Raw genomic sequence first — 26540 nt, 5'->3', positions numbered from 1 at the left:
CCTGCCTTAGCGGAGCACAATAAAACGCAGTGTTTCAGCCCAGGTTGCCCAGCAACCCACGGTAAAGCTGATCGTCACCAATCACCTTGAGTGAACGGTCGTCGCACTCTACCAACACGACAAACCCCGTCCGGTGGCGAATTTCCAGCGCCTCATGAAAGCTGGCACTGGCACTGACGAGTGTTGGAGCCTTTTTCAAGTCAGCCATCGAGTCACCATTCTGCCAACGTTGAACGGTTATGGTTTGGTTCTGACACCGTGCTGCACCGGTATCAGCATTGAACCAGCAATCCTGTTTTGTATCGATACAATAGTGGTCGTCTTTTGCTGGCAGCGCCGTTAGCGGGTCGGCAATATCGCCACACAATAGAACATGCAAGGGGTTAGTGTGCGCCACAAAATCTTCGACGTACTGAGTCGCCGGGTTCAGCACAATATCCTGCGGGTTGCCCTGTTGCACAATGCACCCATCTTTCATGATGGCAATGGTATTGCCGAGCTTGAGTGCTTCATCCAGATCATGGCTGACGAACACAATGGTTTTTTGCAAGCGCGATTGCAGTTGCAGCAGCTCTTCCTGCAATTGCTGGCGAATCAGCGGGTCGAGCGCAGAAAAAGGCTCATCCATCAGCAGAATATCAGACTCGGTCGCCAGTGCCCGGGCCAAACCAACCCGCTGTTGCATACCGCCGGACAACGCACTGGGTTTATGGTTACGCCACTCGGTCAGCCCAACCAGTTCCAGCTGTGCATCTACCCGGCGGGCAATTTCTTCTTTTGACAACCCCTGAACATCGAGGGCAAAGCCGATGTTTTCAGCGACCGTCAACCAGGGCATCAACGCAAATTTCTGAAACACCATCGATATGCGTTTCATGCGAATGTCGCGCTGGGTCTGATGATCGGCATCGAAGAAATTCAACACCTCACCTTTATGCTCAATCAGCACCTCACCCCGGGTAACCGGGTTCAAACCGTTTACGCAACGCAGCAGGCTTGATTTTCCGGAACCGGAAAGGCCCATCAATACACAAATTTCGCCCTTGTTGACTTTCAGATTCGCCTGGCTGACCCCCAGCACCAACCCGGTTTCACTCTGCAACCGATCGCGATCGTAACCCTGGTCGAGCAAGGGCAAAGCCCGCTCCGGGTTCTTGCCAAACACCAGGTCGACGTTTTTAAATTCAATCATCAGCTCACCTCGTGTTTTTGTTTCAGCAGACGGTCCAGCACAATGGCCAGCAAGACAATGGCAAGGCCCGCTTCGAACCCGCTGGCAATGTCTACGGTGTTGAGCGCCCGTACCACAGGTCTGCCCAGGCCATTGGCACCCACCAGTGCGGAAATGACTACCATCGACAACGACAACATAATGCACTGGGTAATACCGGCGGCGATGCTGGAAGCTGCAGCAGGCAATTCAATGCGCCACAGCAGCTGGCGATTGGAACACCCGAAGGATTTACCGGCTTCCACCAGTTCTTTGGGTACCTGAAAAATGCCCAGATAGGTCAACCGAATCGGCGCAGCGATGGAAAACACAATGGTGGCAATCAGTCCGGGGACCACACCCAATCCAAACAGCGTCAGCGTTGGTATCAAATAAACAAAGGTAGGTACGGTCTGCATCAGATCCAGAACCGGGCGCAACAGGGTATACAGCAAAGGCCGGTGTGCCGCGGCAATGCCAATCGGAACACCAATCAACACACAGAGGCTGGTTGCGCATACTACCATGACCAGTGTTTCAATCGTCGCTTCCCAGTAACCCAGATTCCAGATCAGTAAGAAAGATAAAACGGTAAAGACCGTGAGCCCGGTGTTGCGACGCAACCACTGGGCCATCACACCCGTAATCGCGATGAACAGCCAGGGTGGCAGCAAAAGCAGGTTGTCGGTTGCGCCGTCTATTAACCATTCCAGAGCAATCGCCAGGCTATCAAAAAACCAGGCACCGGAATCGACCAGCCAATCGACAAAGCGCTCCATGGTTCTACCCAGGGGCAGTTTATAAGCTTCCATAGTCAGTCTCAGTCTCGTTGAAAGGAGCGGCCACAAAGGGCCGCTCGGTCATCGGGAGGGAAATTACTGCAGCGCGGCTTTTGCCACTGGTGCAGCGGCTTCACCATCCAGGGTGGTGACACCGTCGAGCCAGACGTCGAGTACATCGGAATTGGCAGAAAGCCATTGGGTGGCGGCATCATTCGGGCGCATGCCTTCATCCAGAATCAGTGCCATGACTTCGTTTTCCATGGCCAGCGTGAAAGTCTGGTTGGAGAGCAGGCGACCAACATTGGCACACTCTTCAGCGTACCCTTTGCGAACGTTGGTGTGGACGGTAGCACCCCCGTAGTTCGGGCCGAAGAAGTCATCGCCACCGTCGAGGTAGGCCAGATCAAAATTGGCGTTCATCGGGTGCGGTTCCCAGCCCAGGAACACGATCCAGTTGTCGCGACGATCGGCGCGGCCAACCTGAGACAACATGCCCGATTCACTCGATTCAACCACTTCAAATTCACCAAGACCGAACGCATCCTGATCAATCATGCTCTGGATCAGGCGGTTACCATCGTTGCCGGGCTCGATACCGTAGATCTGGTTATCAAATTCATCGGCGTATTCGGCGATGTCTGCGAAGGACTGTACGCCAGCGTCATACACATACTGTGGCACGGCGAGGGTATACTTGGCGCCTTCCAGGTTGGTGCCCAGAATGTCGATGGTGCCGGCATCCCGATAAGGTGCGATGTCTGCTTCCATGGTGGGCATCCAGTTGCCCAGAAACACGTCGATATCACCGTTTTCCAGAGAGCGATAGGTAACGGGTACGGACAGCAACTGGCTTTCGGTTTCATAGCCAATGCTTTCCAGTACAACGGAGGTCAGCGCTGTGGTTGCGGTAATATCCGTCCAGCCTACGTCGGCAAAACGCACTTCTTCACAACTATTGGCCATGGCAACGCCAGCAGTACCCGTCAGGGCAATGGCAACGGTGAGTTTCTTTGCGATTGAAACAGTCATCTTTTTTATCCTCTTTTTACTCGGTTAATGTCTTCTATGACGATCCTGAGGACCAGGCATCCCTTGTTGCCAGCCTGACATATCGTCTTGCTGGCCTGGTCCTGCTCTTCTTTACCTCATCGTACAAACTTCGGTGTTCAAGCTTTGGATTTCGGTGGCAGTGATCCGCAAACTCTGACATTTAAAATCTAAAACATCTCCGCCTTAGCGCTGCGCCGCTTTCCAATTAGGGTGTTCCCATACTGCCGCCGTCGACGGTGTGATTGGCGTACGGCCACGAATATGGTCTGCACATTTTTCGGCCAGCATTACGGTCGGTGCGTTCAGGTTACCGCTGACGACACTAGGCATGATGGACGCATCGACAACGCGCAGATTTTTAACCCCATAAACACGCGCCTCGCTGTCCACCACCGCCATCGGGTCATCGGCTGCGCCCATTTTGCAGGTACAGGACGGGTGATAGGCGCTGTCGGCTTTCTCGCGCACAAAAGCATCAATTTCCTCATCGCTTTGCACAGCGGGACCCGGTTGCAATTCTTCACCGCGAAACGGCTCGAACGCCGGTTGCGCCAGAATTTCCCGGGTCAGCTTTACTGCCTGACGCATTTCCCAGCGATCGCGTTCGGTGCTGAGCAAATTGGGCTGAATGATTGGGTGGTCAGCCGGATTCGCGGACTTCAGTTTCAAATAGCCCCTGCTGGTTTGACGCATCGGACCGACGTGACACTGGTAAGCATGCACTTGAGGGTCTACCCGGCCATGATCGATGACCTGGGAAGGCAGAAAATGAAACTGTAGGTCCGGGTGACGAACACCGGCTTCGGACCGAATAAAGCCACCGGCTTCAAGGTGGGCGGTACGGCAAGCGCCCTTGTCGTTATTGATAAACCAGGTAACACCGGCGATGGTCTTGTGAGGCTGATGCGTATACTTGTACAGCGTCAGCGGTTGTGTGCAGGCCTGCTGCACATACAGCTCCAGATGGTCCTGCAGGTTTTGCCCAACGCCCGGGCGATGTGCGACGACTTCGATGCCGAGTGCTTTAAGATCGGTTTCATCGCCAATGCCGGAGAGCATTAGCAATTGGGGTGAATTAATCGCGCCGCCGCTGAGAATAACTTCCCGCTGCGCTTTGACGCGCACGGTCTTATTATTCTGAACGTACTCAACGCCGACAGCTGTATCCCCTTCAAACAGAATTCGCTGCACCATGGCACCGGTTTCCGCACGCAGATTGGAGCGGTCGAGTACCGGGCGTAAATAGGCCTGGGCGGTGTTCCAGCGTTTGCCTTGTTTGATGGTCATGTCCATGACCCCAAAGCCTTCCTGCTGACAGCCGTTCATGTCGCTGGTGTGTGGGTAGCCGGCTTGCTGGCCGGCTTCAATGAAGGCACCAAACAGGGGGTTTGGCTGATCCCCGGTGTGAACGTTCAGGGGGCCGTCGCCACCGCGGTAATCGTCGGCACCCACTTCCCGGGTTTCTGCCTTGCGAAAATAAGGCAGCACATCGGCGTAAGACCAGCCTTCGGCGCCCTCTTCCTGCCAGCGATCGTAATCGTAGGCGTGGCCGCGAATATACACCATGGCATTCAATGAGGATCCGCCGCCCCACACCTTGCCGCGCGGCCAGTATAGCTTGCGGTTGTTCATGTGGGCTTGCGGTTCGGTGTGGTAATACCAGTTGTATTTTTCATCGCCGAGGTTATAGGTCAGCGCCGCAGGCATGTGTATTTTCCAGGTGTCATCCTTGCGGCCGGCCTCCAGCACCAGAACGTCGACATCGCTGTCTTCCGACAATCGATTGGCCAGCACGCAACCCGCCGAGCCCGTGCCCACAATGATGTAATCCGTTGTCTGATCGAACGAAACAGTCATATCCAATAAATACCCACTCAATTCATATCATGCAGCGCGCTGGCGCGGTGCTGTTTAAAACGGCGACTCAACCGGCCCCATACCCACGTAAACCGATTTGATCTGGGTATAGTGGTTCAGCGTTGCCAGGCCATTCTCGCGGCCAATGCCCGAATGCTTGTAACCGCCCACCGGCATCTCGGCCGGGGAATTACCGTAGGCATTGATCCAGCAAATACCCGCCTGCAATTGGCCAACAACCCGATGCGCACATTGAATATTGTTGGTGAAGACTCCGGCCGCCAGGCCGTAGTCGGTCTTGTTGGCGCGCGCGATTACCTCGGCTTCGTCCTCAAATTTCATAACAGACATCACCGGGCCAAATATCTCATCGCGCACCTGAGGCATATCATCGGTGCAATCTGCGAACACGGTCGGCCGCACAAAATAACCTTGCTCAAAGCCTTCGGGGTGAACGGCATCGCCGCCCGTCACCAAACGCGCACCGGATTCGACACCGGCTTTGATGGCGGCCAGTACCTTGGCCTGATGGTCTGCGGAAATCAGCGCACCCATGTTGGTGTCCGGATGCATTGGGTCGCCAAAGACGACATTGCGCTCAGTCCGGTCTTTGACCTTTTCCAGAAACGCATCGTAAATATCGGCATGCACGAAGACGCGAGTACCATTGGTACAGACTTCGCCCTGGGTGTAGAAGTTCGCGAGCAAGGCCGCGCCCACAGCGTTGTCGAGATCGGCATCGGGGAAGATGATCAGCGGTGATTTGCCACCCAGTTCCATGGTGACGCCTTTTAGCGTACTGGCTGAATCGGCCATGACTTTTTTGCCCGTGCCAACTTCACCGGTGAAGGAGACTTTGGCAATGTCCGGGTGAGCGGTCAGTGCCTGGCCGACACGATGATCGCCCTGCACCACATTGAATACACCGGCTGGCACGCCCGCTTCAATGAAGACTTCAGCCAGTTTGGCAGCGCCCATCGGCGTTTCTTCTGAAGGCTTGAACACCATGGCGTTACCGCAAGCCAGTGCAGGGGCGGCTTTCCAGCAGGCGATCTGTAAGGGGTAATTCCAGGCGCCAATACCCGCACACACGCCCAGCGGTTCACGCCGGGTATAGAAAAAATCGCCGCCCAGGTCGTGATGTGTCCCCTCAATAGCGGACGTTAACCCAGCGTAATATTCAATGGCATCGGCTCCGGTAACGACATCAACCACACTGGCTTCCTGCCAGGGTTTGCCGGTATCGAGTACTTCGATGCGTGCCAGTTCATCATTGCGTTCGCGCAACAGAGCTACGGCTTTATTCAGAATTCGGGTACGCTCCATGGCACTCATGGCCGACCAGGTTGCAAAGCCGCTTTGCGCTGATTGCACAGCGGCATCCACCAGAGCGGCATCGGCCTGTTCAACGTGATACAACACGGCACCGGTGGCCGGGTTGATGACCGGAAAGGTTTCACCGGACTGGCTGGGGCGATAGGCGCCATCGATAAAAGACTGCAACAAGGCAGACGTGGCCGGGGCTGTCATTTCAGGCAGACTCCTTTAATACGTTGGGTTTGGACGGAATCGAGGCGATCATCTGGTTTACATGATGACGGCAAACCGCGATGCACTGCTCGGCGTCGATGCCTTCCTGTGTAAGGGCGCCTCGCAACCACAAGCCGTCAATCAGAGCCGCCAGCGAGGTGGCTGCCAGATGCGGATTGTCGTGACCGAGCGCCTTGAAACTGACTCGCAGATTGCTGTGCAAACGCGATTTATTGATTTGCTGCAACCGGGCAAAGGCCGGTTCATGCATGGCACTGCTCCAGAACGCCAGCCAGGTTTTGGCCGAGAGGCTGTCGGTCTGTGTTTTTGAAAAGTTGGTGGCAATGATCGCCGCCAAACGATCTTGAGGGGTCGGGTTCTCTGGCAAGCGGGTCAGCAGGTCCACTTTGAGCTGCTGCAGCAATTCCAGCATCGTGGCTTCCAGCAAGCCCAGTTTATTCCCGAAATAATGCGCGATGATGCCGGCCGATACGCCGGCCCGGCGAGCAATGCTCTGCACCGTTGTTGCGCTATAGCCCACCTCACCGATCGACTCAAGCGTTGCGTCAATCAGTTGCTTGCGTCTTATGGGTTCCATTCCGACCTTTGGCATAACGTTTCACTCGTCCTGTCTCAATGAAAAGAATCTCAATTGACCGGATTTTACCACCAAATGATCACCATTCTTTTTTGATTGGTCGTTCAATATAAAACAAGGTAATGCATCGACCCCTAAAGTTCAAGGAAGAAGTTGACACTTTCTTTAATGTTGAGAGGGGTAATTCGACGGGAAACAGAGACTATTCCGGCTTGAACATCGTTTCGTGATCAAAACGAATGGGTGAGCCGGAGCGCTAGGAGACTATCAAACTCAAGTTTCGGAGTTCGCGGGTGACTTAAGTTGCCAGTCGCCCGCACCGGCCACCTGGTAGGGCTATCGAGGGTCGGCGTAAACCCGTCCATGGCGGTCCGACGATTCGGGCCTGGACCGCAGGATATGAATCCCTTCCATGGGATTCACCCTTCGGGCTCGCTTCGTTCATGCTAAAACGCTCCCGGCGTTTTAGTCCTTGCTGCGGACCACCCTCGATAGCCCTACCTGGCATCCGGTGCTAATCCCTTGCCTGCGAACTCCGCAACTTGAATACCAGGGCTAAGAGGGTGGCCGAATGAGGATCAGTCTTCTTCCAGATTCAGTGAGGCTGAATTAATGCAGTAGCGCAACCCGGTTGGTGCCGGACCATCCGGGAACACGTGGCCCAAGTGGGCTTCGCACTGGGCACAGAGCACCTCGATGCGGGTCATGCCATGCGAACGGTCTTCCCGCTCGATGATGGCATCCCGGTTCAGGGATTCGTAAAAGCTGGGCCAGCCGCAGCCGGCATCAAATTTGGTATCGGAACGGAACAGTTCGGCGCCACAGCACACGCAGCGGTATAAACCCGGGGTTGTGGTGTCCCAGTAGGTGCCTGTAAAAGGACGTTCGGTACCGGCATGCCGCGTTACCCGGTATTGCTTCGGCGTCAGTTCCGCACGCCATTGGTCGTCAGTCTTCACAATTTTATCAGTCATGCGGGTCTCCCATAGGAAAGTGTCTGGCGTCGCCTTATACTCAGCGCAATGAAACAGGCTTTGAACCCTAAGGGAGGCCTTCGCCGCCCGGGCATTACAGCAAAGCCCAGTGTACGCTATTCATTCTATTCCGGCTTTCATCCCCGGTTCGATTTAACGCATCCTCAGGAGTGCCATGAAAACGCTGCATAAATCTCACAAGCTGGCCAATGTGTTTTACGACATTCGCGGGCCCGTTCTCGACGAAGCGCGGCGTATGGAGGATGAAGGCCACCGTATTTTAAAGCTGAACATCGGCAATCCCAAACCCTTCGGCTTTGATGCGCCGGACGAGATCATCACCGATGTTATCCGCAACCTACCTCAGGGTGAGGGCTACAGCGACTCTAAAGGCCTCTACTCGGCGCGCAAGGCGGTGATGCAATACTACCAGCAGCGCGATGTTCAGGGCGTCGAGATCGACGACATTTACCTCGGCAACGGGGTCAGCGAACTGATCCAGCTCGCCTGCATGGGCTTGCTCAATACCGACGACGAAGTACTGGTGCCAGCACCCGATTACCCGCTGTGGACAGGCGCCGTTACGCTTTCGGGCGGTAAAGCCGTGCATTACCACTGCGATGAAGGCGCCGACTGGTTTCCGGATCTGGACGACATTCGCAGCAAGATCAACGAGCGCACCAAAGCGATTGTGCTGATTAACCCGAACAACCCAACTGGAGCGGTCTACTCCAAACAGCTGTTGTTGGATGTTGTGGAACTGGCACGCCAGCACAGCCTGGTAATTCTGGCCGACGAGATCTACGACAAAATTCTGTACGACGAGGTCGAACACCACTGCCTAGCGGCCCTGTCTCAGGATGTGCTGACGCTGACCTTCAACGGTCTGTCCAAGTCATACCGGCTGGCCGGATTTCGCTCCGGCTGGCTGGTTGTCAGCGGCCCGAAGCACAAAGCCAGCGACTTTATTGAAGGGCTGAACATGCTCGCCAGTATGCGGCTCTGTGCCAACGTTCCGGCCCAGCATGCCATTCAGACGGCTCTGGGCGGTTACCAGAGCATTAACGACCTGATCATTCCCGGTGGACGCATGCGCGATCAGCGCGACCTGTGCTTCGAGCGCATCGAGGCCATTCCCGGCCTCAGCTGTGTGCAGCCCAAAGGTGCGCTTTATATGTTTGTTAAAATGGACAAACAGAAATTCAAGCTGACTGACGATGAACGCCTGGTGCTCGACCTGGTGCGTCAGGAAAAAATGCTGGTAGTGCACGGCCGGGGCTTCAACTGGCCTGATGTCGATCACTTCCGGCTGGTGTTCCTGCCGCCGCGCGAAGTGCTGAACGACGCTATGAACCGGCTTGAACGCTTTTTCAGCCACTACACTCAGGCCTGACGCATAAACTCAGGCCTCTTGGATTTGAGCCAGGGGAAATCCGATGCTGGATATTCACATCACGGAATTCTACAACGACATGGCGCGCATTCTGGCGACGCTGTATCGCCATTTCCCGCGTCAGGTGTCGATTTACATAGAAGACATCAGCGGCCCGGACACCCCGGATGAGTATGGCCTGCACAGCGACCGCCATATAGCCTGCTTCAATACCGTACTGTGGCTGACCGAAGAAGGCCTGATGCGCTTCAGCGATCACGAACGAACACTGGCGGTGAACCATTGCGTACTGACGCTCGATGGCTTTCGATTGCTCAGCCATATCGACCCGGTCGAAGGCGGCGTGTCGCGCATCGACGAATTGCGCGTTGCGCTGCAGGAAGGCTCATCCGACATGACAGAAGCCATCTTACGCCAGTTATTATTGGAGCACCGGCCCAACCGGTAATTCAGGGTGCTTTTAGCCAGCGCTTTCGGTAGGAACCGTCGGCATCAAACTGGCTAACCTGTTTTTCAAGATTAAACACCCGGCCACCGCGAGGGTCGGCCCCAACCCCGGCAATGTACTGCCAGTTGCCATAGTTGCTGGCGACATCGTAATCCACCAAAAAGTGTTCAAACCAGGCGGCACCCAGTCGCCAGTCAAAATGACCTTCATAGATACAGGCGCTGGCGATGATCTGTCGCATCCGGTTCGACAGATAGCCGGTGGTTTCCAGTTGCACCCGGCCTGCACGCACCAGTGAATGGGTGGCAGCATCCTTAAGCCAGCGCCTGAATTCAACCGCATCTGTTGATCCGGTGTGCTGACCTTTATGACCCGGCGAGAGGAACAATTCTCGCCCCCGATGTCGGCTGTACCATTGAAAATACTCGCGCCAGAGCAGCTCGAAATAAAGCCAATAGGTTGACTCGTTACGGTCAACCTCACCTTCGAACCGGGCAATCTCAGCCGCTAATCGCCGGGCCGATAAGGCACCGGCAGATAACCATGGCGACACCTTGCTGGAGGCAGACGCGTTATCCAGCGCATTGCGGGTAATCTTGTAGGTCAGGATGGACTGGTCTTTCCAGAGATAGCGTTCCAAGTGGTCAGCACCACTGGCCTCCCCGCCCGCAAACGGGGTTTCGGACTGGCCAGGCATAGGGCTAGCCAGTCGCTGATCGGCATCAAGTAAGGTCGCTGCAGCGGGCAAAGCGGCGGGCTTGTCGAGTGGCGCTAATGATGCGAGATCCGGTTTTTCAATAGAACGCCGGAACTTGGAGAAGGTATCAGGTAGAGCGTCGAGCCTGAATGGCAGGTCTGCCTCATCGAAGAGCGTCAGCGTTTCGATCAGGTCGCAGCGAACAAATGGCAAGGCAGCCTCTATAGTCTGCCATTGTCGCATTTCATCAAAAGCAGCGGGCCGGCTGGCCACCAGTCGCTGAGCGCCCAGGGTCTTTACCACCTCCGGCACGCCTTCTTCAGGCCGTTGCCAGCGAATCACGAGTTGTTGCCCCAGGGTGTTCAGCGCAGCGTCCAGCGCTATCAAGCTGCGCCAGGTAAATGCCCAGCGGTGCGGCCCCATAGGCGACCATCCGCAGGGCCCGGGCTCGAACCAGCGCGGGTCGATCATGTACACACACACCAGTGCCGAACCCTTGGCGGCTTCTTGCAACGCCGGGTTATCATCAAGACGCAGGTCACGCGTCAGCCAGTAAACGGTGGTCATGCCAGTGCCTTTGGAGAGAGCTTTACGAGTAATACGATGGCAGGACGAATCAGGATGGATGCGAGTTCCATGAGAGCGACGTGACCGCATCGCTGAACCCGCACTCAAACACCAAGGTCACTTATTATATTTGTGATACAGGTCGTCGATCGAATAATCGAACAATTGCCTCACATAGGTTTTTACCTCTGCGAGTGTCACTTCGTCGACAGTTTTAGTAACTGACTTACGCCCAATAATCCCCAGAAACCCTTTTTTGGCGATAATGCTGAGTTCCAGAAACCCATTGTCCACCTCAATCGGCACCAGTTGAAGGCTGACTTGCGCGCCATTTTCACCCTTTCGTGAAAAGAACAACCCACCGCCTTAACCGAGTTCTTCGGTCAGCACGATTTCCGAAGCCCAGGGGTACTGATCGATGAGCTCACGTGCTTCACCCGCTCCTTTCAGCAGCCGATGGTGTTCGACCAGCTCAGGGCCTTCGATCCGATGAGAGTAAAATGCTTCGACCATGCGCAGTCCCTGTTGCTTTGGGTTCATAGACCCGGTGGGTAAATCCTTAATTGGGTACTGATTATGACATGCAGGGCTTCAAGTTGAAGCCCTGCCCTCGAAACGATCTATGCAGAACCGGCTCTTATTTCAGTTCAAATTCGAACTCGAGGCCGACGGCATCACGCTGGTTAAAACCCTTCCAGGTGGTGCCTGCATCCTCGTCACCGTCCTGTGCCAGCGGGATCAGGTCAAAGTAAGCACTGCGATCTTCTCCTTTCAGGTACTGCTCAAAAAACGCTGTGGCGAAATGCTGCGTGATGTTGTTCATACGGGTATTGTCCCAAACGGCATCGGCATAGTGGTCAAAGCCGTCTCCGGTGGCATACACCTCTTGAGGGGCAGGCATGGGGGCCGCCGCATTGTGGTTCGCGTTCTGAAAGGTCAGCAGGTATTTGTCGATACCCGACAAGCCCTGGTAAAGCGGTTTTATGCCGCCTTCGTAATTGGATACATCGTCGACACTGCCACCGATCACCATCACCGGCACATCGATATTGGCCAATCCAGTCGCATCCCAAAGTCCGTATTGATTACCCCACGGACCAATGGCAATAGCAGCCTTAAACCTTGAATCCACGGTATCCTGATACCCCGGATGGCTTAACTGTCTCTGATTCAGCAAGCCCAACTGTGTCGGCGTACCGCCAAATGGCAAGGACGTAGCACTCTCACTCAGCCCGCCCCCAACAGTATTGATCGCACCATAACCACCCATTGAATAACCGATGATGCCTGCGTTACTGACATCAACCAGTCCACCGAAAACACTTGAACTGTCATCATTGAGCCGCGCCATCTCCTGGAGCACATAGTTTTGGTCCAGAGACCTGTTAAGCAGGGTACTGGCGAAAACAGACTGGTCTGAATAGGTACTCTCCATGTGATCTATCGAGACCACCACAAACCCTTTGGAAGAAAGGTTTTCGCCAAAATGAGACATCAGATACCGGTTACCGGGATAGCCATGTGAAACAAGTATCAGTGGAAACGGGCCGCCTGAATACAAGGGTGTGGCATCTCTGGCGGCTCGACCACGCAGTGTGGCGATTGTCTCACCGTCCCGGGTTATGGCTTTCGATGTACGATCGGCAACGTCGTCGCTGACGGCTTCAGCCGGGTACCAGACCTCCAATGTCAACGAACGATCATAGGTAGCAAAACCGTCTTCAGAGGAGCTGGCCAAGTCTGTCTGGTTTTCATTGACCACCGTCAGGGTGGTCACCCCGGTTTCATAGCTACCCAGTGCTGCAAGCTCCGGCGCGTCACCTCGAACCACATCAGTAGGGTTGATACGAGCTTCATGGCTCATGGGTGCACTGTCACCCTCTGAACTGCTGGTATTACAGCCGGTAAGCATCAGCGTTGCGACCGCAAGCGGAAGGAAGAGTGTCTTCATGATTTTCCCTTTTGTTTGGTTTTGTTCTTATTGGAGCCAGAAATCTAGATAACGCTTTCAGGCTTTACAATAACTTCGTGTTATTTGTGCCTTTTTTGAACTAATTGGCAACCTATAGCAGAAGTATGACAATTTAACGAAAGAAAACGTTTTCACATAAACATCATACTGTTTCTTAAAAAGAAAAAATAAGAACACACCAACACAATATTACGATCACTGCGTTCAGCCAGGAAAGCGACTGGCAACCCCCTTTCCGGACGATTTTCCATTATCATCAGAACGCTCACTTACCGAATATACCGATCGCCACACTGAACAACCGGGAACCTGAATGGCCCCTTACTCTGCACACGGCCTCTGGCTGAAAGCGACACCCATCCTGTTTGTGGTGCTCTGGAGCACCGGCTTTATCGGCGCTAAATACGGGCTGCCCTACGCCGAGCCATACACCTTTCTGTTTGTACGATTTATCGGCGTACTCATCGTCTTATTTGTGCTGATACAATTTCTGAACGAACGCTGGCCACGGGCACCCTGGCTCTGGGTGCACATTGGCGTTGCAGGCATGCTCGTTCACGGGCTCTATCTCGGTGCTGTGTTCACCGCTATTGGTCTTGGCATGCCCGCCGGGGTCACGGCGCTGGTCGTCGGGTTGCAGCCACTGGTTACCGCTGTCCTGGCTCGCTTCTGGCTGAATGAGACCATTCGACGCCGACAATGGCTGGGCATTTTGCTGGGGCTTATTGGCATTATTCTGGTGTTATCCGAACAACTGGATTGGGATAATCCCGGACACTTCTTTGTCGGTTTTGGCTGGGTCGCCGTGCTGAGCGCCTTGTCAGCCCTACTGGGTATCTCGGTTGGAACCCTCTATCAGAAGCGATACTGCACCGGCATGCCGCTGGTAACCGGCACCTTTATCCAGTATCTCGGGGCTTGTTTCATACTCGGCCTTGGTGCCTGGTTGTTTGAAACACGCATCATCGACTGGACGCCCACCTTCACTCTGGCACTGCTCTGGTTGATTTTTGGGCTGTCGATCGCGGCCATTCTGTTATTGATGACACTGATTAGGCGCGGGGCAGCCTCCCGCGTTGCCAGTCTGTTTTACCTGGTTCCACCCGTCACCGCCATAGAAGCCTGGGTGCTGTTTGGTGAAACCCTGGGGGGTCTTGCGCTGGCAGGCATCGCAATAGCGGTCGCAGGCGTTGCCCTGGCAGTGAAGCCACCCAATTAGAGACGATGAGCTTACGCGAACACCAAAGGGAAGTTATACTCGCTCGAACAGAGTTTTATCTGGAGGATCCCATCCTCTACAAGGAGGTAAAATGCGGAGTAGATGTGGCAGGCAAGGCTCGATCCTTACCCGTTGTAGCGTCGCGCTGATTTGGGCATTCACTGTATTCACTGGCATTGCAACCGCCGCCGTTATTCCTGCCAACGATCTGCCCGGAGATCTGGTGGGCTGGGTGGACCTGCTTCAGGAGCCGGCTGACGCGTCGGAGTGGAACCTGAACACCGCGCTAAGCGCACCCGAATCACACTGGGTTCCAATCTCCAATTCCGTTTTAAACTTCAGTTTCGATGCTTCTGCCTACTGGGTTCGGTTCACCCTCGACAACCCGACTGACACCAATATTCGACTGATATTTGATGTCGCGCAGCCACTGCAAGACTACATTGGTGCCTGGCTGGTGGATGAAAACAACATGCCCCTCCGAACCTGGCAAACCGGTGACCGCCGCCCAACCTCAGGCCGCCCTTTCGCCTACCGGGCATTCGCGTTTCCAATCAGCATCGCACCCGGTCAGCAGATCCAGTTCATCGCCCGGCTCGACACCCACGACGGCCTCTATGACGCCCTACCCCTGTCGCTGGTTAGCCAGGGCACCTTCTTCATGCAAAAAGACAGGGAAGCACTCTGGTTTGGATTTTACTACGGCGCAATAACGATACTGCTGCTGTACAACCTGCTCGTCGGCCTGGCCACTCGCGAGCGGGATTTTTTGTTGTACAGCCTGTATCTGGGGTGCTTCTTGCTCTGGAATCTGGCCTTCCGAGGCTACCTTGCACTGGGTCCTCTGGCGAATGCGCCCATCCTGAACAACATGGCGACTGCGGTGTTTGGCGGCTCCATCTTTATCTCGCTGATAATATTCACACGCCGGTTTCTATCGTTGAACACGCGTATGCCACGCACCGACATCACGTTGATGATACTGGCAGTGGCCATGACGATACCAACTCTGCTGGCGATGCTGGACTACTACGCCCCGGTGTTCCAACTGATCATTCCGCTGGCACTGATCATCATGCTGAGCGTACTGGCCGTTGCGACCTATCTGTCATATAAACGTATTCGCACAGCACGCATCTACCTGCTCGCCTGGGCATTTCTGATCGCCTCTGCATTTGCCTATTACGGGCGCGTGCTGTCACTGGTGCCTTCTACCTGGCTTACCGAGAATGCCCTGAATATCGGCTCGTTGATTGAACTGCTGGTTTTGTCTCTCGCTATGGCAGACCGCATTCGGGTACTTAAGCAGGAACGACTGGAAGATCAGACCTACCTGATCGACCGGGAACGCGAGATGAATCAGGAATTGAAGGAGCAAGTTGCACTCAAAACCAGGGAATTAAAACAACTTGCCGATCGCTTTGAGCAGGAGTCGATTACCGACGCACTCACAGGCCTGAAAAATCGCAGAACCTTTGAGTCGACTCTGGAGCAGTCAGTCCGCCAGCAAGACCGTGACAACCCGTGGCTTTGCCTGGCACTGATCGACCTGGATTACTTCAAGAACTTCAACGACCAGTTCGGACATCCGCAAGGTGATAAGCTACTGGAACAACTTGGCCAGGTGTTATTGCACACCTTTCAGCGCAGTGACGATTATGTTTTCCGAATGGGTGGAGAAGAGTTTGGGGTTGTGTTTCGAACCGATTCGAACGAGGCGATTACCGCCATGTTGCAGGAATTCCAGAAGGAACTGGCCGCCATTTCTACCCAGGCCAGCACCGAGCCGGTAACGGCCTCCGTTGGCGTTGCCTGTGTGCCCAACGGCAGTGGGGTTTCCCCAAACGAGCTTTACGTCCGCGCCGATGAATTACTGTATCGATGCAAGTCAGAGGGGCGTAACCAATACCGTATTGAGCAGCTTGACGGACCTGCCACAGGAAAAAACTTTGCCCGCTGCTAATTCATTGCCAGTGGCTAAACAGCCTTATTGAATTTTCAACAGCACCCTGAACTTTGCTAAACCCAATCAGGAGAGCAACCATGGAGACGATTAACCGATTGCTACTGAATGTGCTGTCAGACAACCTGGAAGCCAGCAAGGCGTTTTACACGACCCTGTTCGATTTCGAGGTCGACTACGACAGCGACTGGTTTGTGCATCTGATTTCAACCAGCCACCGGCTTGAGCTCGGTATCATAAGCGTCAATAGCGACATTCTGCCTACGGGCATTCAGCCGCAGCCCAGGGGGTTCTACACAACCCTGGTCGTGAGTGATGTTGATGCGGTGTTCGAGACGGCGAAGAGCAAAGGATTAATCGTGCTCAGCGAACCGGAAGATACCTTCTACGGCCAGCGTCGCCTTGTGCTCGAAAGCCCCGAAGGCAGCATCATCGACGTATCGGCGCCCATACCGGATTTTTCACCGGAACACCTTCAGTGAAATAGCCTTTACTGGTGATCTGGAAAAATTCAGGAAAGTCTGACCAATAGCAGCGATGTCGCCCGGCTAAAGCGCGAAACCCAGTTTACTCAGCCATTGCCGCGATTCATCAGGCACATTAGCAAGCCTGGCCGCTGCTAGTTCGCGGCGTTTTGGATAATGTTTGCGCAGACTGTCAAACGTAGTCGGCTGAATCTGGCCGTTATCCAGGGCGTAGTGCATCGCGACCGTGTCGCGAGCCGGATCGTGCAGAGCCTGAATCAGTTCACTGCCCAGTTGTTCGGGGGTGTCGGCGTCAAAGAAATGGGCGTCGAGCATGGGGCCTTCCGGCAAATCCGGCCCAGACGGCAAAGGCTGGCTGGCCCATGGATACAGCGCCTCTGCCAACATGCGAGTACCGGTCCATTTGCCTTCCTGGCTGTAGCCGGCTACGTGGGGGCTGGCCTGATAGACCGCACTGAGTAAGGCTTCACTTACCCGGGGCTCGTCTGGCCAGACGTCGAGCACCGCCTTTAACTTGCCAGCCTCGAGCGCCGCTTGCAGCGGGGGTTCCTGGATCACCGGGCCACGGCCGGCGTTGATCAGCCAGGCACCCGGCTTTAGCCAGGCAAACTGTTCTTCACCGATCATGCCTTCGGTTGCATGATCGCCCTCTCGGGTCAGGGGTGCGTGCATGCAGACAATGTCGGAGGCTTGCAACACAGTGCGCAAGTCCACGAAACCGCCCTGCCCGCCCTGCTCAGCCCTCGGTGGATCACACACCAGGGTGCGAACGCCCAGAGACTGCAATCGCTCAACCAGCTTGCCGCCGACGTTACCTGCGCCGACGACGCCAATGGTCTGTTGCCACCAGGGCAATTCCAGATCGAGATGCAGGCGGGAAAGTACAGACAACACCCAGTCGACGACAGACTGAGCGTTGCAGCCGGGGGCGTGGTGAAACGCGATACCCTGCTCGGCTAACCAGTCCTGATCGATGTGATCGGTACCAATGGTGGCACTGCCCACAAACCGGACGGGCGTACCCTCAAGTAATTCGGCGTTAACTCTGGTAACGGAACGCACCAGCAAAACGTCGGCGTTCATCAGATCGGATCGTGAGAGAGTGCGACCCGGCAGCCGGATCAGGGAAGCAGCGAGCCCTGAGAACCAGGGCTCGACGTGGGGCATGTTCTCGTCAGCGACGATGTGCAGCCCCGGTCGGTCTTGAGTCACTTACGCAGAACCGTCTTTACGGTTACCCCGGTTATCGTCTTCTTCAACCGGATCGGAATCGTTGGCGTCAGCCGGCGCGGCCACTTCAGTTGCCTGGGCCTCAGCGGTTTCTGTCGTCGGTTCTGCGACGGTATCGTCGGCATCTGCTTTTGACTGATCAGTTGCCTGGGCAGCGTCGTCTTTTGCCTGTTCAGCGTCTTCGTCGGCTTTCGACAAGGGAGTCGTCTCACCTATTTCAGCCAACCACTCTACAGGTGGCTGTTCCAGTTCGATCTTGCGCTTGATGTAGTCTTCAATCGCCGGAATCTGGAAGGAGTCGTCTTCACAGGCAAAGCTGATCGAAACGCCCTTGGCACCAGCACGGCCGGTACGGCCAATGCGGTGCACGTAATCTTCGGCATCTTCCGGCAAGGTGTAGTTGACCACGTGCGAGACGCCTTCAACATGAATGCCCCGGCCGGCGACATCGGTCGCGACCAGTACGGGCACCTTGCCTTCCTTGAAGTTATCGAGCGTTTTGATGCGCTTGGCCTGGGGCACTTCGCCCGACAACACTTCGCACTGAATGCCGTCTTTGCCAAGGCGTTCGCTCAGGTCCCGAACGATGTCACGACGGTTGGCGAATACCATCACCCGGTCGGCGTTCGGCTGACGCAGGACGTGCCGCAACAGCGGGTATTTTTCAGCAGTGGTCACCAGATAGACATGCTGCTCGACGTCTTCAGCGGTTTTCACCGTTGGCTCAACTTCAACCCGCACCGGCTCACGCGTCCAGCGCTCGGCCAGATTGAGGATGTCGTATGAGAACGTCGCCGAGAACAGCAAGGTCTGGCGCTCTTCGGTTTTCGGGGTTGCCCGCACAATCGTCTTGATATCGGGAATAAAGCCCATGTCGAGCATGCGGTCGGCTTCATCGATAACCAGGGTTTCCACCTGGTCCAGAAAGACCTGTTTGCGGTTCATGAAGTCGATCAGTCGGCCCGGCGTGGCAACCAGAATGTCCAGCCGGCTTTCTTCCAGCTGCTTGCGCTGCTTGTCCATGTCCATGCCACCAACCAGAGCAGCCACTTTCAGACGGCTGTGCTTGGTCAGGGCTTTGGCATCTTCGGCGATCTGCAGTGCCAGTTCACGCGTCGGTGCGAGAATGAGCGCGCGGGGTTCACCGGCGTACTGCTCCGGCAAACGATGCTCCATCAGGTCGGTAATGACGGTGATCAGGAAGGCCGCGGTTTTACCGGTGCCGGTTTGCGCCTTGCCGATGCAATCATGGCCCGCCAGGGTGTAAGGCAGCGTCATCGCCTGGATGGGGCTGCAATACTGGTAGTTCATTTCATGAATGGCGCGCATCAGGGCGATGGGCAAAAACAGATCGTGGAAACGAACTTTGCCGGGTTCTTCGGGGACTTTGAATTGAGAGATGTGCCAACGGGGTTTACGAGGTTTTCTAGCTTGACTTGTCACAGATTCACACAGACCAATATAGTTGGAGGCACTCGGCGATTCACCGGCCGGGCACCTGTTGGTTTTACGGCAACTGACCCGTCCGTCCTGTCAGGACCGGCAATATGGATCGTTACCCTTCGTTTTCCGAAGACCACCCGGTTCTAACGCGTCGGGGGTGGCAAACTTCGGCGGTAAAGCCTTACTAAAGAACGCAACAAGGGCCACGGGCTCACTTGCTGTTTACACACTTGCCAGCAACAATCGGGGTTGCCATCCCGGCGCGGCGGACCGGCTTCATAAACCTGTCATACACGACACCGATGGCAGGGGCTGGGCCCGTGACACCGATTTCAGACAGGGTGTCACTCCAGCTGCTGCGCAAGCGGTGCCGATTGTAGCGCACTTTTTATGCACTCTCGACTTTTTCAGTACTGCCGACCCGTTTCTGCGGAATCACTTGGCCAACGGACGGACGGACCGCTTATTTCGAGGGCCAGTCCGGCGCAAGCCGGCGAATCAGCACCGAGGTATCGCACCGGTTCATGCCTGCATCCTGCAATTGTTGATAGTAGCCATTCACTTCGGTCGCCAACGGCAGATCCAGGCCCAGGCGACTCGCTTCAGCCAGGGCATAGTTCAGGTCCTTGCGCATCCAGTCGATGGCAAAGCCAAAATCGAACTTGTCTTCAGCCATGGTGAGTGCCCGGTTGTTCAATTGCCAGCTCTGCGCTGCACCGCCGCCCAGCACCTGCTGCACATCTTCGATATTAAGCCCGGCCGCTTTGGCAAGCGTAACGCCTTCCGCAAGGCCCTGCAAAATGCCGGCAATACACACCTGGTTAACCATTTTGCACAACTGACCACTGCCTGCAGGCCCCAGCAAACGGGATTGCTTGCCCGTGGCGTCAAACAAGGGCTGAGCCCGTTCAAAAGCCTCAGACTCACCACCGCACATAATGCTTAGCTGACCGTTTTCAGCCCCGGCCTGACCACCTGAAACCGGCGCATCGATAAACGAAAGACCTTTATCGCGGCAGGCTGCATCCAGCTCACGCGCCAGATCCGCCGAAGTGGTGGTATGGTCGATGACCAGTGTGCCTGGCCTGGCCTGGGCGAGCGCTCCGTCGTCGCCGAGCAGTACCGACCGAACATCTTCATCGTTTCCCACGCAGACCAAAATGGCATCGGCGTCCTTGACCGCTGCAGCGGGCGTATCAGCCCGGCGACCACCGTAGGTATCAACCCACTGCGCCGCTTTGCTGGCGGTTCGGTTGTACACACAAACATCAAACCCGGCTTGCTGCAGATGCCCGGCCATGGGAAACCCCATGACCCCCAGACCCAAAAAGCTGACGCGCTTAATTGCAGCCATTTATTCGCCCTCATTCTTTGTTCAGATTTATCCGACCATAAGCGACGCCTGGTGCGCACGTCCAGTCATAGAATGGTAGGACTAGCTGGGAAGCTCAACAAAACAACAGGCTGACGGCCAGGGCTGGTGAAACTGATCACACAGTTGCTTCACCGCCTCATGTGCCCGAGCCGGCAATCCATTGGTCACATACCGGGCAGCCTGTCGCTGCACGGCCTGGCGAAAAGGCTGGTTGTCGGTCGGAGTGCCGTTCAGGTTATCGGTACTGGTGCGGAACGACCTTCCCGAAGCCGATGCCAGCCACCACTCGATGGCCTGGGGTTTTACCTCAACCTGCTCAAATGCCGCCTGCTGCGAGGCATCGCGACCATCCGGACAGTACCAGTAACCATAGTCTTCCAGCAGCCGGCGCTCAGCACCGGCCAGGCACCAGTGGGCCAACTCATGCAGAGCACTGTTAAAGTAGCCGTGAGCAAAAACGATACAATTCAGGTCATCGGCTGCGGCTGCCGGCAGGTAAACCGGCTCACCGGAACCGGGCACCAGGTGCGCTTGCCAGTCTCGCGCCAGCCAGGGGTTCAGACAATCGAGCAGTTCTTTAACACCCGCTTCCCATTGCGCAACCGGCAGGGCATAGACGCCACTGCCTGAGCCGGGCTTTGTGCTTAGTGTGTCTGCCTGCATGGGTTCGCCTTCGAATCGTTCGCCGGGCAGTTTACTGTTTGCGAAACACTACGCAAGTCAGGCATTGCGGATTAATCTCCGCATGGCGGAACGCCCCAAAAGTGCGCATACTACTGCGCCTTCAAATACAGCGCCTCTTAAACAAGGTACGTCACGTCAAGGATTTCGCAGTGGACCAGAGTCATCAGCCCAAACCCATTCGTCAGGCCAGCCTGGTAAGTCGTACACTGAGCGAATGGAAGACGCTGGCGTTGCTCGGCGGACCGATACTGGTCGCTCAATTGGCCTTAATGGCGAACGGCGTTATCGATACCATCATGGCCGGCCACGCCAGTGCGGAAGACCTGTCGGGCGTGGCCATTGGCACCAGCCTTTGGGTTCCGCTGTTTCTGTTTTTCATGGGCGCATTAAGCGCCCTGCAACCGATCATTTCCGGTTACCGGGGCAGCAATACACTAAACCGCATCATGCCCATCACCTGGCAGGGTTTGTACATAGCCGCTGGTGCGGCGATTCTGATCATCCTGTTTCTGGTCAATGTGCGCCCTATCCTGGATGCGCTGCAACTGGAAACCAACACAGCACGCATTACCCAGGGCTACCTGTCGGCCTTTGCCTGGGGCATACCCGCCCTTCTGGTGTTCGCTGCCCTGCGCGGCCTGACGGACGGGCTTGGGCACACTAAAGCCTTTATGGCTTTCTCCGTGCTCGGTACCGGCGTGAACCTGCCGCTGAATTACATTTTGATCTACGGCAAACTTGGTATGCCCGAACTCGGTGGCATAGGTTGTGGCTGGGCAACGGCCATCTCCAACTGGGTCGCGGTGACCGGTTTCATCGTCTACCTGAACCGCAGCCGGCATTACAGCCGCTTCCACCTGATCGATGATTGGGTCAAACCCCACTGGGAAGATATAAAATACGTGCTAAAGCTGGGGGTGCCGATTGGCTTTACCATCTTCATCGAAGCCAGCGTCTTCTCGGTAATCGCTCTGTTTCTGGCACCGCTCGGGCCCGTTGTGGTTGCGGGCCACCAGATAGCCCTGAACGTCGTCTCACTGGTCTTTATGGTACCACTGAGTCTGGGCATGGCCCTGACCCTGCGCATCAGTTTCCTGATCGGTGCCAAAGTCACTGACGCTGCCCGACTGAACGCCCGCAGTTCACTGGTGCTGGTTATGGTGATCGCCGCTGTCTACGCAACCCTGTTCTTCCTTGGGTCAGACCTGATTGCCCGCCTCTACACCAGCGACCCTGAGGTGCAGGCGGTTGCCGGTCTCTTGCTGGCCTACGCCGCCATTTTTCAGATCGCCGACGTCATGCAGGTCACCTGCATCAGCGCCTTGCGCGGTTACCGCGATACCCGAATTCCCATGTACATCATGTTGCTGTCATTCTGGGCCATCTGCCTGCCGCTGGGTTATGTGCTGACTTTTACCGACTGGATTGTGCCGGCCATGGGGGCCGCCGGTTTCTGGATCGGCCTGATTGCCGGCCTGACCAGCGCAGCGACGCTGCTGGTGATTCGCCTGTTCTGGTTCAGCCGTCAGCCACTGGCAAATCTGGACGTACCAGCTACGGCGTAATGGCGTTCAGCGCCCGACTTTCTGCACCCAATACCGGTATTCATCATCCAGTTTGGAATGCTGAATCAGGGTGTGACTGAGAAACTCACAAAACTGGGGAATGTCACGCTCTGTTGCCGGGTCGGTGGCGACCACACACACGACTTCATCCACCGCCATCTTGCGGATCTGGCGATGCAACATCATAACCGGCTCCGGACATCTCAATCCGCGCGTATCCAGCAAGTGATCAAATTCCGGGTCTGTCATTGGGGCTCCTGGTTTGTGACTGTGGCTCGGCTGCGGTTGTTTAGTCTACCGTGGCATGAGTTCGGCGGCATTGGGTACGGTTATTCGGGGTCGGCTTACCCGGTGTCCAGCACGGACCCCTTGGCACCCGAAACCGAAGTAACCACTGAACGGGATTATAAAACCGGACCCCCGGTTCTATACGCCGCCGTCTCCTGACAGCTTCGGGCAAACGCCAATGCCCGGAACTCAGACCAGAGTGTTTGGTTAAGACGCCAGCGCATGAAGCCGACGTGGCCGCCGCGCAAAGGGGTTTCCAGCAGTAAGTTGGACGACGCGTTGCTTGGCCTGCGGTAGCAGGGGCTGGCGAGAAAGGGGTCGTCGAGCGCATTCACGACCAGGGTGGGTCGACGTAGCCGGTCCAGAACATTGGCGCTGGAGCAGCTGTGCCAATAATCTTCCGCATCTCTGTAGCCGTGCAGAGGGCCGGTGTAGCGATCGTCGAATTGCTTGAAGTTTCGAATGTTGTCGTAGCCGGACAAGCTGACTTTATCGGGAAAGCGCACCGCTTTATCGGCGATCTTCAGCTTCAGATCGCGCAGAAACCGTCGCATGTATATGCCCTGTGCGGGCCGGGCCAGCGCATGAGCGCAAGCTTCAAGATCCAGTGGCACGCTGAAGGCAGCACCGCCAACGACGGTATTGGGCAAATCCGGCTCGGCCAGGGTTAACACGGTCTGATTGCCGCCCATACTGAAACCAACCAGAAAAATTTGATCTGCGCCCTGGGCCATGCCTTGGGCAATCACCGCTTTTAGGTCGGCAATGGCACCGCTGTGATAAAAACGCGGCAACCGATTCATTTCGCCGCTGCAACTGCGAAAATTCCAGGCAATGACGCGCCAGCCCGCGTCATGAAAATGGCGCGCCATGCCCTGCACATAAGCACGATGGCTGTTGCCTTCAAGACCGTGACTGATGATGACCAGCGGGGCTCCGACAGACGGTGCGGGCAGTTCATCCAGATCCAGAAAATCGCCGTCTTCCAGCTCCAGTCGGGTGCGCTGGTAGGGTACGGAGACCCGACGGAAAACCGACGGCACAATGGATTGCAAATGACCGTTGGCCATGCCCCACCCGGCCACATAGGGTGGGAATTCAAGATCGTTGTTAGTCACGGGGGTAGATCGACCCTGGCTGCCGAAGAGAGGGCAGCATTCTACTGAAACACGCCAGACTGTGCGACCCTCGGCAACCATAGGTGGCTCTGGCCCTCAAGTTGTGGCTTTCAGCAATCCGTAAGCCAGCAACAACAGGATGACAATCACAAACCCGGAATAACGGGCCTGCTGACAACGCTTGCACGGCTTTTTGGCCATCAGGCGGCCCGGCGCGGCATATAGCGAGTACTGAGGGCGTCAAAAAAACTCTCCCGCAACTGGGCAATCTCGCGTTTGACTTCATCGAGCGTGTGCAGCTCTTCGCCACTGAACTGATGCTTGTCGGCATGGACCTGGCGGCGCAGATTCACGATCTTGGCCCCGTAGATGCGCAGGGCGCGTTCCAGTTTTTTCTCTCCCAGCAGCAACAGTGTACTCTCCGCTTCTGTCAGGTCGTGAAACACCGTTACCAGCTCCTGCCCGACCCGAGTGAGTTCATCGCGGCGGCTTCTCGGCCATTGCTGGCCGTAACGGGCAAATTCGGTGGCCAGTGAAAGGTACTGCTGATAAACGTGGTGAACACGGCCCACGTTATTGGCCACCTGCTCCATCAGTTCCCGCCGTTTGCGAAGGTCTTCAACCACTTTCTGATCCAGCGACGTATGCCGGCGCAGATACCACCAGAAGAAAAGACCACTGACCAGCATGCCGGTTGCGACTTTGACACCAGCATCGACCATTTCCAATGTGACCATGGGGTACCTCGTTAAATTTTTGACGGTTATCCAGCGATAGTCTCAAATTAGCAAGTTTCGTACCCAAACACCGGACACCCTGAAATGCGCCTTTCACCTGCCGCCAAAAGGCCACCGAATAACCGGCCCAGTTGCAAAAAACCTAAAAAAAACAACGCATTAGTGTTGACACATCAGGCCGAATCACTAGAATACAACGCCGTTGCTCCTCGATAGCTCAGTTGGTAGAGCAGTAGACTGTTAATCTATTGGTCGCAGGTTCGAGTCCTGCTCGAGGAGCCAAAAATTTAACACTGGCGTCAAACAGCCCAAAGGGTTGCGGCGCTGGTTCGAGCTTATTCCTCGATAGCTCAGTTGGTAGAGCAGTAGACTGTTAATCTATTGGTCGCAGGTTCGAGTCCTGCTCGAGGAGCCATACAAAAAAGGCGTACCCTGGGGTACGCCTTTTTTTATGCCTGCCAGAGTGGTTCCGGGAACCCTCGTTCTGGCTGTCAGCCGTTGCCTTCAATTACCCCGAAGACAACGGCCACCTGAATTACATGACTTCCAGTAATTCGACTTCGAACATCAGCACAGAGCCAGCTGGAATGGTCGGGCTCGGGCTATTGTCGCCATAGGCCAGTTCTGCCGGGATGTAGAACTTGTACTTATCGCCTTCGGTCATCAGCTGAACGCCCTCTGTCCAGCCAGCGATGACGCCGCTGAGCGGGAATTCAATAGGCTCGCCACGGTCAACGGAGCTGTCGAACACGGTGCCATCCATCAGCGTGCCGTGATAGTGCACGCGAACCGTGTCTTCAGCTGTTGGTGATGCACCGTCGTCAGTTGAGGACATGACTTCGTACTGCAATCCGGAATCGGTTACCGTTACTTCATCTCGCTCCGAGTTGTCGGCCAAAAAGGCTTCACCAGCGGCTTTGTTTTCAGCAATCTGACCTTGTTGCTCGGCTTGCTGCTCAGCCATCGCGGCTTGCTGCTTTTCCTGCAATGCCTGGATTGCGGCATTGATCTCAGTCTGACTCAGTGCTGTTTCAGAGCCGCTCATAGCTGCTTCAATACCGGCAACCAACGCGTCGGTATCCAACTCCAGACCCTGTGTTTGCTGCATCAGGTTCGATGCAAAGCCAAAGCCGATGCCATAGGACGCTTTCTGCTCATCGGTATTCAACTCTTCGGCCATAACCGACCCTACAAAACCCAGCGCGATCGCACCGGCCAACAAACCTTTTTTCAAATGCATCAATATGCCTGCCTTTTCTTGTGTTGAGCGCCGGGTTCAACCCGACTCACTATGTATTGCCAGGGTGGGCCATGCCCTTCCCGTGAGTTCCTTTCGACGCCTGCCTGATATCAAC

At 55.6% G+C, this 26540-nt stretch carries 25 protein-coding genes and 2 tRNA genes; 8 read left to right on the top strand and 19 right to left on the bottom strand.

The genetic code is table 11. From position 1 onward, the window contains the following. Positions 1-34 precede the first annotated feature (34 nt). From choV to msrB, 7 genes are all read right to left on the bottom strand, one after another. Entirely contained in the window at positions 35-1192 is a 1158-nt protein-coding gene (gene choV, locus ABJT94_RS08635; RefSeq protein WP_348475722.1) for a choline ABC transporter ATP-binding protein, read from the bottom strand. Then, positions 1192-2022, bottom strand: a complete 831-nt coding sequence (choW, locus tag ABJT94_RS08630; RefSeq protein WP_127554926.1) for a choline ABC transporter permease subunit — start codon at positions 2020-2022, stop codon at positions 1192-1194. The genes choV and choW overlap by 1 nt, the downstream gene beginning before the upstream one ends. Positions 2023-2085: 63 nt before the next feature. Continuing rightward, entirely contained in the window at positions 2086-2955 is an 870-nt protein-coding gene (locus ABJT94_RS08625; RefSeq protein ID WP_348475799.1) for a choline ABC transporter substrate-binding protein, read from the bottom strand. 270 nt (positions 2956-3225) lie between these two features. Further along, positions 3226-4899, bottom strand: coding sequence for a choline dehydrogenase (betA, locus tag ABJT94_RS08620; protein ID WP_348475723.1), 1674 nt, complete (start codon positions 4897-4899; stop codon positions 3226-3228). Between the two features lie 54 nt (positions 4900-4953). Continuing rightward, the gene (gene betB, locus ABJT94_RS08615) at positions 4954-6429 is read right to left on the bottom strand and encodes a betaine-aldehyde dehydrogenase (protein WP_348475724.1); all 1476 of its coding nucleotides are present in this window, start codon (positions 6427-6429) and stop codon (positions 4954-4956) included. 1 nt (position 6430) lies between these two features. Further along, positions 6431-7042 carry a transcriptional regulator BetI gene (gene betI, locus ABJT94_RS08610; protein ID WP_213678323.1) on the bottom strand — a complete coding sequence of 204 codons (612 nt, stop codon included), beginning with the start codon at positions 7040-7042 and terminating at the stop codon, positions 6431-6433. Positions 7043-7605: 563 nt separating this feature from the next. After that, entirely contained in the window at positions 7606-8001 is a 396-nt protein-coding gene (gene msrB / locus ABJT94_RS08605; RefSeq protein WP_348475725.1) for a peptide-methionine (R)-S-oxide reductase MsrB, read from the bottom strand. 175 nt (positions 8002-8176) lie between these two features. On the opposite strand from msrB, the gene ABJT94_RS08600 reads away from it, so the two are divergent. Continuing rightward, positions 8177-9394 (top strand): pyridoxal phosphate-dependent aminotransferase, encoded by a 1218-nt coding sequence (locus ABJT94_RS08600; protein WP_348475726.1) that lies wholly within the window; start codon positions 8177-8179, stop codon positions 9392-9394. Between the two features lie 43 nt (positions 9395-9437). Then, positions 9438-9842 (top strand): hypothetical protein, encoded by a 405-nt coding sequence (locus ABJT94_RS08595; RefSeq protein WP_348475727.1) that lies wholly within the window; start codon positions 9438-9440, stop codon positions 9840-9842. A 1-nt stretch (position 9843) separates the two neighbouring features. Here ABJT94_RS08595 and ABJT94_RS08590 read toward each other — a convergent pair whose 3' ends face one another. The 4 genes from ABJT94_RS08590 to ABJT94_RS08575 all read right to left on the bottom strand — a co-directional run bounded on the left by ABJT94_RS08590 (position 9844) and on the right by ABJT94_RS08575 (position 13057). Continuing rightward, positions 9844-11106, bottom strand: coding sequence for a DASH family cryptochrome (locus ABJT94_RS08590; protein ID WP_348475728.1), 1263 nt, complete (start codon positions 11104-11106; stop codon positions 9844-9846). A gap of 117 nt (positions 11107-11223) precedes the next feature. Further along, positions 11224-11463, bottom strand: coding sequence for a hypothetical protein (locus tag ABJT94_RS08585; RefSeq protein WP_348475729.1), 240 nt, complete (start codon positions 11461-11463; stop codon positions 11224-11226). 9 nt (positions 11464-11472) lie between these two features. After that, entirely contained in the window at positions 11473-11619 is a 147-nt protein-coding gene (locus ABJT94_RS08580; RefSeq protein WP_348483190.1) for a hypothetical protein, read from the bottom strand. A 124-nt stretch (positions 11620-11743) separates the two neighbouring features. Next, positions 11744-13057, bottom strand: a complete 1314-nt coding sequence (locus tag ABJT94_RS08575; RefSeq protein ID WP_348475731.1) for a dienelactone hydrolase — start codon at positions 13055-13057, stop codon at positions 11744-11746. 334 nt (positions 13058-13391) lie between these two features. Between ABJT94_RS08575 and ABJT94_RS08570 the strand changes: the two genes are divergently transcribed. The 3 genes from ABJT94_RS08570 (at position 13392) to ABJT94_RS08560 (ending at position 16742) form a co-directional block, all read left to right on the top strand. Further along, the gene (locus tag ABJT94_RS08570; protein WP_348475732.1) at positions 13392-14297 is read left to right on the top strand and encodes a DMT family transporter; all 906 of its coding nucleotides are present in this window, start codon (positions 13392-13394) and stop codon (positions 14295-14297) included. Between the two features lie 91 nt (positions 14298-14388). Further along, positions 14389-16260 carry a diguanylate cyclase gene (locus ABJT94_RS08565; protein WP_348475733.1) on the top strand — a complete coding sequence of 624 codons (1872 nt, stop codon included), beginning with the start codon at positions 14389-14391 and terminating at the stop codon, positions 16258-16260. Between the two features lie 80 nt (positions 16261-16340). After that, on the top strand, positions 16341-16742 hold the full coding sequence (locus tag ABJT94_RS08560; RefSeq protein WP_348475734.1) for a VOC family protein: 402 nt from the start codon (positions 16341-16343) through the stop codon (positions 16740-16742). Positions 16743-16808: 66 nt separating this feature from the next. Here ABJT94_RS08560 and ABJT94_RS08555 read toward each other — a convergent pair whose 3' ends face one another. The 4 genes from ABJT94_RS08555 to ABJT94_RS08540 form a co-directional block, all read right to left on the bottom strand. Beyond that, positions 16809-17957 carry a 4-phosphoerythronate dehydrogenase gene (locus ABJT94_RS08555; protein ID WP_348475735.1) on the bottom strand — a complete coding sequence of 383 codons (1149 nt, stop codon included), beginning with the start codon at positions 17955-17957 and terminating at the stop codon, positions 16809-16811. Further along, complete coding sequence (rhlB, locus tag ABJT94_RS08550) at positions 17958-19418, bottom strand: ATP-dependent RNA helicase RhlB (RefSeq protein WP_348475736.1); 1461 nt, start codon at positions 19416-19418, stop codon at positions 17958-17960. A 463-nt stretch (positions 19419-19881) separates the two neighbouring features. Further along, a complete protein-coding gene (locus ABJT94_RS08545) occupies positions 19882-20772 on the bottom strand; it encodes an NAD(P)-dependent oxidoreductase (protein WP_348475737.1) in 891 nt (296 codons plus the stop codon). An 81-nt stretch (positions 20773-20853) separates the two neighbouring features. Next, positions 20854-21456 (bottom strand): elongation factor P hydroxylase, encoded by a 603-nt coding sequence (locus tag ABJT94_RS08540; protein ID WP_348475738.1) that lies wholly within the window; start codon positions 21454-21456, stop codon positions 20854-20856. A 170-nt stretch (positions 21457-21626) separates the two neighbouring features. On the opposite strand from ABJT94_RS08540, the gene ABJT94_RS08535 reads away from it, so the two are divergent. After that, positions 21627-23042 carry an MATE family efflux transporter gene (locus tag ABJT94_RS08535; protein WP_348475739.1) on the top strand — a complete coding sequence of 472 codons (1416 nt, stop codon included), beginning with the start codon at positions 21627-21629 and terminating at the stop codon, positions 23040-23042. A 6-nt stretch (positions 23043-23048) separates the two neighbouring features. Here ABJT94_RS08535 and tusA read toward each other — a convergent pair whose 3' ends face one another. The 3 genes from tusA to ABJT94_RS08520 all read right to left on the bottom strand — a co-directional run bounded on the left by tusA (position 23049) and on the right by ABJT94_RS08520 (position 25185). Next, on the bottom strand, positions 23049-23291 hold the full coding sequence (gene tusA / locus ABJT94_RS08530; RefSeq protein ID WP_348475740.1) for a sulfurtransferase TusA: 243 nt from the start codon (positions 23289-23291) through the stop codon (positions 23049-23051). Positions 23292-23446: 155 nt separating this feature from the next. Further along, on the bottom strand, positions 23447-24448 hold the full coding sequence (locus tag ABJT94_RS08525) for an alpha/beta fold hydrolase (protein ID WP_348475741.1): 1002 nt from the start codon (positions 24446-24448) through the stop codon (positions 23447-23449). 200 nt (positions 24449-24648) lie between these two features. Next, positions 24649-25185 carry an energy transducer TonB gene (locus tag ABJT94_RS08520; RefSeq protein WP_127554907.1) on the bottom strand — a complete coding sequence of 179 codons (537 nt, stop codon included), beginning with the start codon at positions 25183-25185 and terminating at the stop codon, positions 24649-24651. Between the two features lie 206 nt (positions 25186-25391). Between ABJT94_RS08520 and ABJT94_RS08515 the strand changes: the two genes are divergently transcribed. Next, positions 25392-25467 (top strand) — tRNA-Asn (locus ABJT94_RS08515). 57 nt (positions 25468-25524) lie between these two features. After that, positions 25525-25600 (top strand) — tRNA-Asn (locus ABJT94_RS08510). 120 nt (positions 25601-25720) lie between these two features. Here ABJT94_RS08510 and ABJT94_RS08505 read toward each other — a convergent pair. Next, on the bottom strand, positions 25721-26365 hold the full coding sequence (locus ABJT94_RS08505) for an FKBP-type peptidyl-prolyl cis-trans isomerase (protein WP_348475800.1): 645 nt from the start codon (positions 26363-26365) through the stop codon (positions 25721-25723). Between the last annotated feature and the right edge of the window lie 175 nt (positions 26366-26540).

The organism is Saccharospirillum sp., from assembly GCF_039982735.1.
Classification (GTDB): Bacteria; Pseudomonadota; Gammaproteobacteria; order Pseudomonadales; family Natronospirillaceae; genus Saccharospirillum.
This window is presented reverse-complemented; position numbering and strand designations above follow the sequence as displayed.

Bases quoted from the DNA above. Each gene is read 5' to 3' on its own strand.
- choV (WP_348475722.1), bottom strand. From the start codon at position 1,192: ATGATTGAATTTAAAAACGTCGACCTGGTGTTTGGCAAGAACCCGGAG.
- choW (WP_127554926.1), bottom strand. From the start codon at position 2,022: ATGGAAGCTTATAAACTGCCCCTGGGTAGAACCATGGAGCGCTTTGTC.
- ABJT94_RS08625 (WP_348475799.1), bottom strand. From the start codon at position 2,955: ATGGCCAATAGTTGTGAAGAAGTGCGTTTTGCCGACGTAGGCTGGACG.
- betA (WP_348475723.1), bottom strand. From the start codon at position 4,899: ATGACTGTTTCGTTCGATCAGACAACGGATTACATCATTGTGGGCACG.
- betB (WP_348475724.1), bottom strand. From the start codon at position 6,429: ATGACAGCCCCGGCCACGTCTGCCTTGTTGCAGTCTTTTATCGATGGC.
- betI (WP_213678323.1), bottom strand. From the start codon at position 7,042: ATGCCAAAGGTCGGAATGGAACCCATAAGACGCAAGCAACTGATTGAC.
- msrB (WP_348475725.1), bottom strand. From the start codon at position 8,001: ATGACTGATAAAATTGTGAAGACTGACGACCAATGGCGTGCGGAACTG.
- ABJT94_RS08600 (WP_348475726.1), top strand. From the start codon at position 8,177: ATGAAAACGCTGCATAAATCTCACAAGCTGGCCAATGTGTTTTACGAC.
- ABJT94_RS08595 (WP_348475727.1), top strand. From the start codon at position 9,438: ATGCTGGATATTCACATCACGGAATTCTACAACGACATGGCGCGCATT.
- ABJT94_RS08590 (WP_348475728.1), bottom strand. From the start codon at position 11,106: ATGACCACCGTTTACTGGCTGACGCGTGACCTGCGTCTTGATGATAAC.
- ABJT94_RS08580 (WP_348483190.1), bottom strand. From the start codon at position 11,619: ATGGTCGAAGCATTTTACTCTCATCGGATCGAAGGCCCTGAGCTGGTC.
- ABJT94_RS08575 (WP_348475731.1), bottom strand. From the start codon at position 13,057: ATGAAGACACTCTTCCTTCCGCTTGCGGTCGCAACGCTGATGCTTACC.
- ABJT94_RS08570 (WP_348475732.1), top strand. From the start codon at position 13,392: ATGGCCCCTTACTCTGCACACGGCCTCTGGCTGAAAGCGACACCCATC.
- ABJT94_RS08565 (WP_348475733.1), top strand. From the start codon at position 14,389: ATGCGGAGTAGATGTGGCAGGCAAGGCTCGATCCTTACCCGTTGTAGC.
- ABJT94_RS08560 (WP_348475734.1), top strand. From the start codon at position 16,341: ATGGAGACGATTAACCGATTGCTACTGAATGTGCTGTCAGACAACCTG.
- ABJT94_RS08545 (WP_348475737.1), bottom strand. From the start codon at position 20,772: ATGGCTGCAATTAAGCGCGTCAGCTTTTTGGGTCTGGGGGTCATGGGG.
- ABJT94_RS08540 (WP_348475738.1), bottom strand. From the start codon at position 21,456: ATGCAGGCAGACACACTAAGCACAAAGCCCGGCTCAGGCAGTGGCGTC.
- tusA (WP_348475740.1), bottom strand. From the start codon at position 23,291: ATGACAGACCCGGAATTTGATCACTTGCTGGATACGCGCGGATTGAGA.
- ABJT94_RS08520 (WP_127554907.1), bottom strand. From the start codon at position 25,185: ATGGTCACATTGGAAATGGTCGATGCTGGTGTCAAAGTCGCAACCGGC.
- ABJT94_RS08505 (WP_348475800.1), bottom strand. From the start codon at position 26,365: ATGGCCGAAGAGTTGAATACCGATGAGCAGAAAGCGTCCTATGGCATC.